A 12,981-nucleotide genomic window follows, 5' to 3' on the forward strand; every position below is an offset into this window, starting at 1 on the left:
ATAAATGATATGTGTTGCCGAGTATAATCTGGGCTTTGACGTCATCGGCGAGATCGCGCTGATGCACTGCTTTGACAGACGCCACTGTGCCGACTGGCATGAAAATCGGGGTCAGTATGTCGCCATGGGCGGTGGATATCATGCCGGCTCTGGCGGCTGAATCCGCGCATGTGTGTTGAAGGTTGAAATTCATATTGCAAAGGTACAAAACAATTGTTCTTCCGGCAAAAATTTGGGCGTTTCGCAAAAACTGAGTAATTTTGCACCGTACACGTAAGGCGCATATGGCGTAATTGGTAGCCGCGTTAGACTTAGGATCTAATGTCTGCGGACGTGGGGGTTCGAGTCCCCCTATGCGCACGAGTTGACCAAAGAGGAATTTCCGCAAGGATTTTCCTCTTTTTATCGTTTGTAACTCTCAGTTATCCTACGTATTACTGCAAGCCCTGCATTTTCTGTAATGGTTCGATAACCGTCATTTTCTTTATCCCGATAAATACCATCAGGGAATAACATATTTGGAGTTTATGAGCTGTAAGCAGGTCTGCTTGCTTCCACATAGTCACTAAATGACAACACATTAGCAGCACATCACTTATCTTATTCTCAAGGTTCGATAACTCATTATCGTATTTTGAAAGTTCTAACTCTTCTTTATTTTTCCGCATAGCGTTGTGAAAGTATAGTAAAGCACTTTGTCTATTATGACGGGCCTGTCGTCCATCTGTGGTGGACTGACAATAGAGAAGAAGTGATGATATACACTATGCTTAGTCCAAATGTGATTAGGTCTGCACAAAACTGCCGTATGCCGAACGGCACACTCACGTTGGTGTGGGAGAAGGGAAACGTGAGTAGGTACGGGTCAATATCGGGGTAGCACGGCATAAAACATAAAAAAAGACGCGACTCGGCTATTGTAGTCGGGTCGTGTCTTTTTGTATATGCTGAACTCCCTCGTGGGGAGCCGGTGCATGAGCAGGGGATTACTCTACTGCGGCTACGCCGGGAAGTACTTTGCCTTCGATTGCCTCAAGCAGTGCGCCGCCACCGGTCGATACGTACGATACCTCGTCGGCGAGTCCGAATTTGTTGATGCATGCCACGGAGTCACCGCCGCCGATGAGTGAGAATGCACCGTTTTTGGTGGCTTTCACGATTGCGTCGGCGATGGCGCGTGAACCGGCAGTGAAGTTGTCGAATTCAAACACTCCTGCGGGGCCGTTCCAAAGAATGGTCTTGGAGGGTTCGATGACGGCTTCGAATGATTTGCGGGTTTCGGGGCCGGCGTCAAGACCTTCCCATCCATCGGGTATTTCTTTTACGGAGCAGATCTGTGTGTCGGCGTCGTTGCTGAATGCGTTGGCTGCCACGCAGTCGGTGCCGAGCACGAGATTTACGCCTTTTTCCTTGGCCTTCTTCATGATGTCGAGAGCGAGATCGAGCTTGTCGTTCTCGCAGATCGAATCGCCGACGTGGCCGCCCATGGCTTTTGCGAAGGTGTAGGTCATGCCGCCACAGAGTATGAGGTTGTCGACCTTGTCCATGAGGTTTTCGATGATGCCGATTTTTGTGGATACTTTAGATCCACCCATGATGGCGGTGAAGGGGCGACGAATGTCCTTAAGTATGTTGTCGACGGCTTTCACTTCTTTCTCCATAAGGTAGCCGAGCATCTTGTGGTCTTTGTCGAACGAATCGGCGATTACGGCTGTAGAGGCGTGTTTGCGGTGGGCTGTTCCGAATGCGTCGTTGACATATACGTCGGCATAGCTTGCAAGGGTCTTGGCAAACTCCTTCTGGCGTTCTTTCATCTCTTTTTTTGCTGCTTCGTAGCCGGGATCGGTCTTTTCGATGCCGGTGGGCTTGCCTTCTTCTTCGGGGTAGAAGCGGAGGTTTTCGAGGAGCAGCACTTCGCCGGGCTTGAGTGCCTTGGCGGCATCGGCGGCTTTAGCGCAGTCGTCGGCAAACTTCACTTCGCGGCCGAGAGCCTTGGCTACATCGTCCTTGATCTGCGAGAGAGAGAATTTGGGGTTGACCTTACCTTTGGGTTTGCCCATGTGGCTCATGATGATGAGGCTTCCTCCGTCGTTGAGTATCTTGTTGAGTGTGGGGAGGGCTCCACGGATACGGGTGTCATCAGTAATGTGGCCGTTCTCGTCAAGGGGAACGTTGAAGTCAACACGTACGATGGCTTTTTTGCCGTCGAAGTTGAAATTGTCGATTGTCATAGAAATATGGTTTTAGTTTGTCGTTTCGTTTATGGTAATATTACGTGGCAAATATACTTATTGTTTTCTTAAACTGAAAACTTTTTGAGTTCTTCGGCCATCTGCTGTTGCAGTTTTTTAGCCTCTTCGGCAGCTCTTTGGGCGAAGTCTGGTCCATCGGAGGCGAATATTATTCCGCGCGACGAGTTGACCAGCAGGCCGCAGTCGGATGTCATGCCGTAGCGACATACTTCCTCAAGGCTACCTCCCTGGGCTCCGACTCCCGGTACGAGGAGGAAGTTGTCGGGAGCCAGACGTCGTATGTCCTCGAACATGCGTCCTTGTGTGGCGCCGACCACATACATCATTGATTCGGGAGATGCCCATCGGCTTGAGGTTGTTATGACTTTTTCGAACAGGCGAGTGCCGTCGGTGTCCTCTGTGAGCTGGAAGTCGTGTGATCCTTTGTTGGATGTGAGTGCGAGTAGTACCACCCATTTTCCTTCGTAGCCTAAGAACGGTGTGACGCTGTCCTCGCCCATATATGGGGCGACGGTCACGGCATCGACTCCCAGATGTTCGAAGAAGCTTTGTGCATACATGCGCGATGTGTTGCCGATGTCGCCTCGCTTGGCGTCGGCGATTATGAACTGGTCGGGATAGTGTTCGCGCAGATAGTTCACTGTCTTTTCGAAGGCGATCCAGCCCTCGGTGCCGAGAGATTCGTAAAATGCGAGATTCGGCTTATATGCCACGGCGTATGGGGCTGTGGCGTCAATGATCTGGCGGTTAAATTCAAACAGTGGATTTTCGCAGTCAAGCAGGTGCTGTGGTATTTTTTTGATATCGGGATCCAGCCCTACGCATAGAAATGACTGTTTGCTTTTTATGTTGTCGATCAATTGTTTGCGCGTCATATATAATCGTTGTTTTGGTTAAAGTTCGGATTCTTTTAGTTTTTCGGCGTTTTCAGCCACAATAAGGGCGTCGATACAGTGCTGTATGTCGCCGTCGATAAATCCCGCAAGGTTGTAGGAGGTATAATTGATGCGGTGGTCAGTCATGCGTCCCTGCGGGAAATTATAGGTGCGTATTTTGGCTGATCTGTCGCCTGTCGACACCAGCGACCGGCGTTGTGAGGCTATGTCGTCGTCATATTTCTGACGTTCGCGGTCGTATATGTAGGTGCGAAGACGGGAGAGTGCCCGTTCTTTGTTTTTGGGTTGATCGCGCGTTTCGGTGCATTCGATCAGGATTTCCTCGCTTTCGCCTGTGTTTGGGTTTCTCCAATGGTAGCGTAGGCGCACTCCGGATTCCACTTTGTTGACGTTCTGTCCGCCGGCTCCTCCGCTACGGAATGTGTCCCATTTTATTTCACCTTCATTTATAACGACGTCGAATGGCTCTGCTTCAGGCAGCACCGCAACGGTGGCAGCCGATGTGTGTATGCGGCCTTGTGTTTCGGTTGCCGGCACTCTTTGGACGCGATGCACTCCGCTCTCGTATTTCAGAGTGCCGTAGACGTTGTCGCCGCTTACTCGGACTATGACCTCCTTGAAACCTCCCGATGGGCCTTCGCTGGCCGACAGTAGTTCGGCGGTCCAGTGCCGCGACTCAATATAGTGGGCGTACATTTTGAGGAGATCGCCTGCAAACAGTGCGGCTTCATCTCCACCTGTTCCGGCACGTATCTCAAGCATGGCATTGCGGCAGTCGGCCGGATCAGCCGGTATGAGCAGCAGTTTTATGGTTTCTTCCAATGCGGGGATTTGCTCCTCTATTGATGCGATCTCGATTTTGGCCCAGCCGCGCAATTCAGGATCGGATTCCGAAGCGAGTATATTTTTAGCATCGTCAAGATCCGACAGCGCCGTGCGGTATTGTCGCGCGGCATCAGTCAGTTTCTGAAGTTCACGGTATTCCTTAGACAGACGCACATATCGCTCTCTGTCAGCGATCACATCCGGATCAGTGATGAGAGTGGCTGTTTCCTCGAAGCGCGATTCAATGCCGTCGAGCTTGTCAAGTAGAGGGTTTTCTGCCATGGTGGAATCTCTTGAATTTTTGGCGAAATTAGTAAAATTCCACGATAATATCAACCGGAATATAAAGATTGGGATATGCAAAGTGTGAAAATTGAATAAAATTGGGCGACGGATTGCGGATTATTCCCTTTTTTGGTAATTTTGCATTTCAGTTATTGAAAAATCAATTTACTTACATACATAACGTAGATTTATGAACGTAACCATGCAAAAGACTGACGCTGTCAGCGCACGCCTGACGGTGAATGTCGAAGAGAACGATTACAAGGATACCGTTGTCAAGAAGCTCAAGGAGATCGGCCGGACCCATCAGATTCCGGGTTTCCGCAAAGGACACGTAGCCATCGCCGATCTGCACCGCCGTTTCGGGGCTGATGTCACAAGCGATGTGATCAATCACGACGTGTTTGAGGCTGTCATGAAATATATCGATGACAATAAGCTCAATGTTCTCGGCCAGCCTGTGCCTGTCGAGGTGAAGGCACTCGATTTCAAGAAAGAGAAAGATTTCACCTTTGAATATGATATGGCTCTCGCTCCCGAACTTGACGTGAAGATCGACAAGGATGAGCATATACCTTATTATACTATCGAGGTGACCGATGAGATGGTCGACGAGCAGGATAAGGCTTTCCGCAAGCGTTTCGGCGCACAGGTGCCTGGCGAGGAGTTTGAGGATGACGCTCTGGTGAAGGGCGCTATAGAGCAGCTTGACGAGAACGGTAATGTTATCGAAGGCGAAGGCGCGATTCAGGTGACCAACGGCATCGTAGCTCCGATGTATTTCAAGTCGGACGATCAGAAGGATCTCTTCAAGGGAGCGAAAGTCGGTGACAAGATCACTTTCAATCCCTGGATGACCTGTAATGGTGATCCGACCGAGATGTCATCGATGCTGCAGGTAGACAAAGCTAAGGTGGCCGACCTTCACAATGATTTCCGTTTCACCATCTCTGAAATTATTGTGGTAAGACCCGCTGAACTCAATCAGGAGTTCTTTGATCAGGTGTTCGGCAAGGACAAGGTGAGCGATGAAGCCGGCTACCGCAATGCTATCCGCGAGATGATCGCCGGAGAGCTGAAGCAGAATTCGGAAATGGTGTTCCGCATGTCGGCACGCAAATATTTCCTCGAGAAGTACGGATCGATGGAGCTGCCTGCCGCAATACTGAAGAAGTGGCTCATAATGCGTAACGAAGGTCTCAACGACAGCAATATCGATGAGGAATACGGTCGCATGGAGCCGGATCTCAAGTGGCAGCTGGTGAAGGAGAATATAGCCCAGAAGCTTGAGGTGAAAATAGAGGAATCGGATCTGATCGATATGGCCAAAGGTATCGCAGCCCGTCAGTTCGCCCAGTATGGCATGACCAATATTGATGACGAAACTCTGACCAATTACGCCAAAAACATTCTGGCCGACAAGAACTACCGTCCGCGTCTTGTGGAACAGTGCGGTGATTTCAAGCTGTTCCAGAGCATTGAGAACGGTGTGACTCTCGACTGTGAAACCGTAAGCCTTGACAAGTTCAAGGAGATAGCGTCTACAATCTGATGAGATCGGCCGGAAAGGCCGTCGGATGTCATAATAATGACGGGATTCCCCATCGCAAAAGGGGAGTCCCGTCAGTGTTTTTAGTCGTTAAACTAATGATGCTGTTTCAAAAAAAACATCTTAAACTTGCAATTCAGCCAAAATCTTACTAACTTTGATAAAGAATTTACAAGAAGGAAAAGATTGAACACAGAGAATATGAAAAATGATTTCAGAGATTATGCCGTGAAGCATCTCGGCATGAACCAGCTCGCGCTCGACAAGTATGCTGCGACTATCACGTCGAGCTATATCTCTCCGACCATTATAGAGGAGCGTCAGCTTAATGTGGCCCAGATGGACGTATTCTCACGTCTGATGATGGATCGCATTATATTTCTAGGCACTGATGTTAACGACTATACGGCCAATGTGATACAAGCGCAGCTGCTTTATCTTGACTCGGCTGATCCGGGCAAGGATATCAGCATATATATCAATTCTCCGGGCGGCTCTGTGTATGCCGGTCTTGGAATATACGACACTATGCAGTATGTGTCGAGCGATGTTGCCACAATCTGTACCGGCATGGCGGCGTCGATGGCTGCGGTGCTGCTTGTGGCCGGGGCTAAGGGTAAGCGCTTTGCTCTGCGTCACTCGCGGGTAATGATACACCAGCCTATGGGTGGCGCTCAAGGACAGGCCTCGGACATCGAGATTACGGCGCGTGAGATACAAAAACTCAAGAAGGAACTGTACACTATCATTGCCGATCACTCGGGGATGAGCTATGACAGGGTGGCGCAGGACTCCGACCGTGATTACTGGATGACGGCCGAAGAGGCTCGGAACTATGGCATGATTGACGAGGTGCTTGTAAAGGCCAAGCATTGATCGAGTTTCAGAAGTGAGCGTCTAGAATGACGCCGCTGGATTTTCAAAAAACACCAGAAGACAAAATGGCTAAGAAGAACCAGATAAAATGTGCTTTCTGCGGCCGGCCGGCTGAGGCTTCGGAGGTGCTTGTACCAAGTCCGGTATCGGATACACATATATGCTCTGAATGTGTGGAGCAGATCAATGAGGCTCTTGCGCAGTACCGTCAGGATGTGCTCGGGCAAAAGCCGTCGAAATCCAAGCCCGACAATAGAGAGTCGATGGACAATGTTCCTAAGCCTAAGGAAATATGCGAGTTTCTTAACAGCTATGTAATAGGTCAGGACGCAGCTAAGAAATATCTGTCGGTAGCAGTCTACAATCACTACAAGCGTCTGGCGCAACACAATGACGACGTAGATATAGAAAAGAGCAATATAATACTTGTCGGACCGACCGGTACAGGCAAGACTCTTTTGGCCAAAACGATAGCGAGAATGCTTGATGTTCCGTTCACTATAGTCGACGCCACGGTGCTTACCGAGGCCGGCTATGTGGGAGAGGATATTGAAAGCCTTCTCACGCGTCTGCTGCAGGCCGCTGACTATGACGTGGAGAGAGCGCAGAAAGGCATCGTGTTTATTGACGAAATCGATAAGATCGCACGCAAGGGCGACAATCCCTCGATTACTCGCGATGTGAGCGGAGAGGGCGTACAGCAGGGTTTGCTGAAGCTTCTCGAAGGATCGGTTGTCAATGTTCCGCCTCAGGGAGGACGCAAGCACCCGGAGCAGAAGATGATACCTGTCGACACGAAAAACATACTGTTTATATGCGGAGGTGCTTTCGATGGCATAGAACGCAAGATTGCGCAACGGCTTAACACGCATGTGGTAGGATATTCCAATAATACCGCGCGCGGAAATATCAAGCGCGATAACTTCCTGCAATATGTGGCTCCCCAGGATCTGAAATCATTCGGACTCATTCCTGAGATCATAGGCCGATTGCCGATATTGACCCATCTTGAGCCGCTCGACCGCGAAGCTTTGCGCCGCGTGCTCACCGAGCCTAAAAACGCGATTATCAAGCAATATGAGAAACTGTTTGATATGGATGGCGTGAAACTGGTCTTTGCGCCGGAAGCTCTTGATCTTATCGTCGACAAGGCCATAGAATACAAGCTTGGCGCACGCGGATTACGTTCGATCGTGGAGTCTATCATGACCGATGCCATGTTTGATGTGCCTTCAAGCGATCTAAAGGAGTTTGAGGTGACTGCAGAGTATGCCCTTGACAAACTTCGTCAGGCAAATTTCGAAACAGCCACATTCAAGTAACCTCCCGATTATCCTTAAACCGCTCCTCACAAACCAACGTAGAACTAAACCAATTGTCAAAGCGAACAGTAAATAATATCAATCCCTCACATTCCTTCCATGACTCATCCAACCCTCCTCGCTGAAGCTCTCAAACATCATTTCGGCTTCGACACATTCAAAGGCAATCAGGAAGCTATAATGCAGAGCCTGCTTGACGGCAATGACACTTTTGTGCTTATGCCTACAGGCGGTGGAAAATCATTGTGTTTTCAATTGCCGTCACTACTCATGGAAGGAACGGCCATCGTGATATCCCCGCTCATCGCGCTGATGAAAAATCAGGTCGATGCCATGCGTAATTTCAGCGAAGAGGATGATGTGGCTCATTTTCTGAACTCGTCGCTCAATCGTGCGGCCATAGACAAAGTAAAAGCCGATGTGGCTTCTGGAAAGACTAAGCTGTTGTATGTGGCGCCGGAATCGTTGACCAAAGAGGAAAATATCGAGTTTCTTAAAACCGTAAAGATATCATTTTATGCTGTTGACGAGGCACACTGCATCTCTGAATGGGGTCATGACTTCCGTCCGGAATATCGTCGTATACGACCTATTATCAACGAGATCGGCAAGCGTCCTGTAATAGCACTGACGGCTACGGCGACTCTTAAGGTGCAGCATGATATACAGAAAAATCTGGCGATGCTTGACGCACGTGTGTTCAAGTCGTCGTTCAATCGTGAAAACCTATATTACGAGATTCGACCAAAGACGCCGACTGTAGACCGTGATATAATCAAGTTTATCAAGAATAACGAGGGCAAATCCGGTATCATCTACTGCTTGAGCCGTAAAAAAGTGGAAGAACTGGCTGAAATGCTGCAGGTGAACAATATCAAGGCGTTGCCCTATCACGCCGGCATGGACGGTCAGACCCGTTCGGAAAACCAGGATGCATTTCTGCATGAGAAGGTTGATGTCATAGTGGCTACAATAGCTTTCGGCATGGGTATCGACAAGCCTGATGTAAGGTTTGTCATACACTACGATATGCCCAAAAGCCTAGAGGGATATTATCAGGAGACAGGACGAGCTGGCCGTGACGGAGGCGAAGGAAAGTGTATAACATTCTATGCTGCTAAGGATCTGCAGAAGATGGAAAAATTCATGCAGAACAAGCCTCTGTCGGAGCAGACCATCGGACGGCAACTGCTGCTGGAAACCGCCGGATATGCCGAGTCGAGTCTGTGCCGTCGAAAGTCGCTGTTGCATTATTTCGGCGAAGAATACAAGCCTGAAAACTGCGGGAGCTGCGACAATTGTCTAAACCCAAAGAAAAAAGTGGAAGCAAAAGATGAATTGTGTGCTGTCATAGAAACGGTGGCGGCGCTTAAAGAGAAATTCAAGGCTGACCATATAGTCGATGTCATGCGGGGCAAACGTACTGCTGATGTCAGAAATCTCGGACATGACGAACTGGAGTTGTTTGGATGTACCGAAAAATCTGATCAGAAATTTCTGTCGGCAGTGATCCGACAGGCTGTAATAGCCGGATATCTTGAGCGTGACATTGAAAACTATGGCTTGCTCAAACTTACTCCCAAGGCAAAGAAATTTCTTAACAAGCCGGAGTCGTTCAAAATTGTGGAAGACCGTGAATTTAATGAGGAGGAAGAGGTCGAGGTGCTTAAGAGTGGCGCCGGATGTGCTGCCGACCCCGAACTGTATTCCATTCTAAAGGATCTCCGCAAGAAGATAGCCCGTCAGAATTCGTTGCCCCCTTACGTTATATTCCAGGATCCTTCACTTGAGGCTATGGCAACCACGTATCCGGTGAATATCGAGGAACTTGCCGGGATAGCGGGCGTCGGTGCAGGAAAGGCTCGTCGCTACGGCAAGGAATTTGTGGAGGTGATCCGCCGGCATGTCGAAGAAAATGATATAGACCGTCCGGAAGATCTTGTAGTACGCAGTCTTGCCAACAAAAGCAAGGTGAAGATTTCGATCATTCATGCGATAGACCGTAAGATAGATCTCAATGAGATAGCGGATTCGAAGGGTATGGAGTTTGACGAACTGCTCGATGAGATCGAGTCGATAGTCAACTCCGGCACTAAGATAAATATCAATTATTATATTGACGAGATGCTCGACGAGGATCAGCAGGACGAGATTTTCGACTGGTTTAAGCAGAGTGAGAGCGGTATGCTTGAAGAGGCCTATCAAGAGTTTGGCAGCGACTATTCGGAGGAAGAAATCAGGCTCATGCGCATAAAGTTTATCTCTGATATGGGATACTGATATTAAACGATAATCACGATAGTCAGGATAATGGAGAAAATCATAGACTATAAAGGTGTAGAACTCCATCGTAAGGAGCTGATAGTGTTGAAAAACGTTGACTTTACGCTGGAAGAAGGGGAGTTCGTGTATCTGATCGGAAAGGTAGGCAGTGGCAAAAGCTCGTTGCTGAAATCCATGTATGCCGAGATTCCTGTAGCTGCCGGTCATGCCGAGGTGCTTGGATATGACCTACGTACACTCCGTCGGCGTGATATCCCGATGCTCCGCCGCAAGATCGGCATAGTGTTTCAGGATTTTCAGCTACTGACCGATCGCAGTGTCTATGACAATCTTCGCTTTGTGCTTGATGCCACCGGATGGAACGACCGGCATGAGATAGACGCACGTATCGAGGAGGTTCTGACCGAAGTGGGAATGCTGACAAAGTCATATAAGATGCCTCATGAGCTTTCGGGGGGTGAGCAGCAGCGCATAGTGATAGCACGGGCGCTGCTCAACCGTCCGCGTCTGATACTTGCCGACGAGCCTACCGGAAATCTTGATCCGGCTACGAGTGAACAGATCGTCAACCGCTTACGCGAAATATCGCGCAAGGGTACGGCCGTTGTGATGGCTACCCACAATCTCGGTTTGGTCGAGGAGATGCCCGGACGTGTGCTCAAATGTGAGCGCAAGGGAATATCCGAATTTGCGTGAATGTATATCTCCGTTGCCACGCCTTCGTGGTAGTGGCCTGAGGAGGGTGAGATGGCAGAAGGTGAGATGGCAGAAGGTGATGAGAAATTGGCAAACACTTGCACCGATACTTGGCGTTTAGGGCTTTTTTGATTACCTTTGTGCCGATAATGCCATAGTATGTTGGCATTTATAGAAAACGAACATTATTAATACATACAATACACATAGGATGAAAGTCTTGAAGTTTGGCGGCACCTCTGTAGGTTCGGCTCAGCGAATAAAAGATGTAGTGGAGCTTATCACTAAGCGTGGCAAGAACATAGTAGTGCTTTCGGCCATGTCGGGAACTACCAATACGCTCGTAGAGATATCCGACTATTTCTACAAGAAGAATCTGACCGGTGCGAAAGAAACCATCAACATGCTTGAGGCCAAATATCGTGCTACGGTCGAAGATCTCTACGCTACCGATGAATACCGTGCCAAAGCATGGCAGGCCATAGAGGAATGCCTCGGCTTTATCCGGTCGTTCAGCAAGCCTATTTTCACTCTTTTTGAAGAGAAGGAGATTCTTGCCCAGGGAGAACTGATGTCGACGGCTCTTATGATCAATTATCTGCACGAACGCGGCATCAATGCGGCCATGCTTCCGGCACTCGAATTCATGCGGACCGACAAGAATGCCGAGCCCGACATGCAGTATATTACTGATAAGATCAACGAGCTTCTGCAGGAAAACTCCGACGCCGACCTATATATCACTCAGGGATATATATGCAAGAACGCATATGGAGAGACCGACAACCTGCAGCGTGGCGGAAGTGACTATACGGCGTCGCTGATAGGTGCGGCCGTCAAGGCAGAGGAGATAGAGATCTGGACAGATATAGACGGAATGCACAACAATGATCCGAGATTTGTGGAAAACACTCAGCCGGTAGGCGAACTGCACTTCGAGGAGGCGGCGGAGCTGGCATATTTCGGAGCCAAGATTCTTCATCCGACATGTGTGCTTCCGGCCAAGCTCAATAATATACCCGTGCGTCTGCTCAACACCATGCAGCCCGAGGCTCACGGTACGCTGATATACAACACGCGGCCGACACGCAAGATCAAGGCTGTGGCAGCAAAAGACAATATCACAGCCATCAAGATCAAGAGCAGCCGAATGCTTCTTGCCTATGGATTCCTGCGTAAAGTGTTTGAGATATTCGAAACACACCGTACGTCGATCGATATGATCGTCACATCTGAGGTGGGCGTGTCGGTGACGATAGACAATGAGCGCAATCTGCATCAGATCATCGAGGATCTCAAGAAGTTCGGCACAGTGACGGTGGATCGCGATATGGTCATCATCTGTGTGGTAGGCGATCTTGAATGGCAGAACCGTGGTTTCGAAGCCGATGTGATCAATGCGCTCCATGATATACCTGTCAGAATGATATCATACGGTGGCAGCAATTACAACATATCGCTTCTGGTAAAGGCGTCCGACAAAGTCCGTGCGCTTAATTTGTTGAGCGCACAGTTGTTTGAAACAAAACCGGAATAATAACAATGAGTATGAAATTTCCGATCGAGCGATTTCGCAAAGCGGCTACTCCGCTGTATTATTACGACATGGAGTTGCTGCAGCAGACACTCGACAAGATCAAGGGATCTGTTTCGCGATATGGTTTCAATGTGCACTATGCGATGAAAGCCAATGCCAATCCGGCTATACTGCGCCGGATTAGCGAGGCCGGATTTGGAGCCGATACGGTCAGCGGTGGAGAGATCGCGGCAGCCATTAACGCCGGTTTCAAGGCTGAGGACATAGTTTTTGCCGGCGTTGGAAAAACCGATGGCGAGATACTGCTTGGACTGCGTGAGGGTATAGGATGCTTTAATGTGGAATCGGCCCAGGAGCTCGAGATTATTGAGCAGCTTGCTCTTGAGGAAAGAAAGGTGGCGCGTGTGGCACTGCGGATCAATCCGAACATCGATGCTCATACCCATCACTATATCACAAC

11 protein-coding genes and 1 tRNA gene are annotated in these 12,981 nt (G+C 49.2%); 8 read left to right on the forward strand and 4 right to left on the reverse strand.

Annotated features, from left to right (window positions below):
- Nucleotides 1–193 (reverse strand): tRNA-guanine transglycosylase (locus C5O24_RS06780; protein ID WP_133165487.1); only part of this gene is annotated, 193 nt, incomplete at its 3' end.
- 85 nt (nucleotides 194–278) lie between these two features.
- Between C5O24_RS06780 and C5O24_RS06785 the strand changes: the two genes are divergently transcribed.
- Nucleotides 279–360: transfer RNA gene (locus tag C5O24_RS06785), tRNA-Leu, on the forward strand.
- A gap of 626 nt (nucleotides 361–986) precedes the next feature.
- Here C5O24_RS06785 and C5O24_RS06795 read toward each other — a convergent pair.
- The 3 genes from C5O24_RS06795 to prfA form a co-directional block, all read right to left on the reverse strand.
- A complete protein-coding gene (locus tag C5O24_RS06795; protein ID WP_107681618.1) occupies nucleotides 987–2,231 on the reverse strand; it encodes a phosphoglycerate kinase in 1,245 nt (414 codons plus the stop codon).
- Nucleotides 2,232–2,299: 68 nt separating this feature from the next.
- Nucleotides 2,300–3,127: an orotidine-5'-phosphate decarboxylase gene (gene pyrF / locus C5O24_RS06800; protein WP_107681619.1), complete on the reverse strand. Its 828-nt coding sequence runs from the start codon at nucleotides 3,125–3,127 to the stop codon at nucleotides 2,300–2,302.
- Between the two features lie 18 nt (nucleotides 3,128–3,145).
- Nucleotides 3,146–4,255, reverse strand: a complete 1,110-nt coding sequence (gene prfA / locus C5O24_RS06805; protein WP_107681620.1) for a peptide chain release factor 1 — start codon at nucleotides 4,253–4,255, stop codon at nucleotides 3,146–3,148.
- Between the two features lie 205 nt (nucleotides 4,256–4,460).
- Here prfA and C5O24_RS06810 point away from each other — a divergent pair, with 205 nt between their 5' ends.
- The 7 genes from C5O24_RS06810 to C5O24_RS06840 all read left to right on the forward strand — a co-directional run.
- A complete protein-coding gene (locus tag C5O24_RS06810; RefSeq protein WP_161553835.1) occupies nucleotides 4,461–5,810 on the forward strand; it encodes a trigger factor in 1,350 nt (449 codons plus the stop codon).
- A 198-nt stretch (nucleotides 5,811–6,008) separates the two neighbouring features.
- A complete protein-coding gene (gene clpP, locus C5O24_RS06815) occupies nucleotides 6,009–6,683 on the forward strand; it encodes an ATP-dependent Clp endopeptidase proteolytic subunit ClpP (protein WP_107034762.1) in 675 nt (224 codons plus the stop codon).
- A gap of 65 nt (nucleotides 6,684–6,748) precedes the next feature.
- Nucleotides 6,749–8,005, forward strand: a complete 1,257-nt coding sequence (gene clpX / locus C5O24_RS06820; protein ID WP_107034912.1) for an ATP-dependent Clp protease ATP-binding subunit ClpX — start codon at nucleotides 6,749–6,751, stop codon at nucleotides 8,003–8,005.
- A gap of 99 nt (nucleotides 8,006–8,104) precedes the next feature.
- Entirely contained in the window at nucleotides 8,105–10,285 is a 2,181-nt protein-coding gene (gene recQ, locus C5O24_RS06825; protein ID WP_107034761.1) for a DNA helicase RecQ, read from the forward strand.
- 30 nt (nucleotides 10,286–10,315) lie between these two features.
- Nucleotides 10,316–10,984, forward strand: a complete 669-nt coding sequence (locus C5O24_RS06830) for a cell division ATP-binding protein FtsE (RefSeq protein WP_107034760.1) — start codon at nucleotides 10,316–10,318, stop codon at nucleotides 10,982–10,984.
- Between the two features lie 211 nt (nucleotides 10,985–11,195).
- Nucleotides 11,196–12,521 carry an aspartate kinase gene (locus C5O24_RS06835; RefSeq protein WP_107034759.1) on the forward strand — a complete coding sequence of 442 codons (1,326 nt, stop codon included), beginning with the start codon at nucleotides 11,196–11,198 and terminating at the stop codon, nucleotides 12,519–12,521.
- A 5-nt stretch (nucleotides 12,522–12,526) separates the two neighbouring features.
- Nucleotides 12,527–12,981, forward strand: a 455-nt coding sequence (locus C5O24_RS06840) for a type III PLP-dependent enzyme domain-containing protein (protein WP_500690275.1), incomplete at its 3' end; no start/stop codon positions are given.

The sequence above is a fragment of the Paramuribaculum intestinale genome, assembly GCF_003024925.1.
GTDB classification, from domain to species: Bacteria; Bacteroidota; Bacteroidia; order Bacteroidales; family Muribaculaceae; genus Paramuribaculum; species Paramuribaculum intestinale.

What these genes read in the sequence shown, in the direction of transcription:
- C5O24_RS06795 (WP_107681618.1), bottom strand. Translation starts at nt 2,231, where the DNA reads ATGACAATCGACAATTTCAACTTCGACGGCAAAAAAGCCATCGTACGT.
- pyrF (WP_107681619.1), bottom strand. Translation starts at nt 3,127, where the DNA reads ATGACGCGCAAACAATTGATCGACAACATAAAAAGCAAACAGTCATTT.
- prfA (WP_107681620.1), bottom strand. Translation starts at nt 4,255, where the DNA reads ATGGCAGAAAACCCTCTACTTGACAAGCTCGACGGCATTGAATCGCGC.
- C5O24_RS06810 (WP_161553835.1), top strand. Translation starts at nt 4,461, where the DNA reads ATGCAAAAGACTGACGCTGTCAGCGCACGCCTGACGGTGAATGTCGAA.
- clpP (WP_107034762.1), top strand. Translation starts at nt 6,009, where the DNA reads ATGAAAAATGATTTCAGAGATTATGCCGTGAAGCATCTCGGCATGAAC.
- clpX (WP_107034912.1), top strand. Translation starts at nt 6,749, where the DNA reads ATGGCTAAGAAGAACCAGATAAAATGTGCTTTCTGCGGCCGGCCGGCT.
- recQ (WP_107034761.1), top strand. Translation starts at nt 8,105, where the DNA reads ATGACTCATCCAACCCTCCTCGCTGAAGCTCTCAAACATCATTTCGGC.
- C5O24_RS06830 (WP_107034760.1), top strand. Translation starts at nt 10,316, where the DNA reads ATGGAGAAAATCATAGACTATAAAGGTGTAGAACTCCATCGTAAGGAG.
- C5O24_RS06835 (WP_107034759.1), top strand. Translation starts at nt 11,196, where the DNA reads ATGAAAGTCTTGAAGTTTGGCGGCACCTCTGTAGGTTCGGCTCAGCGA.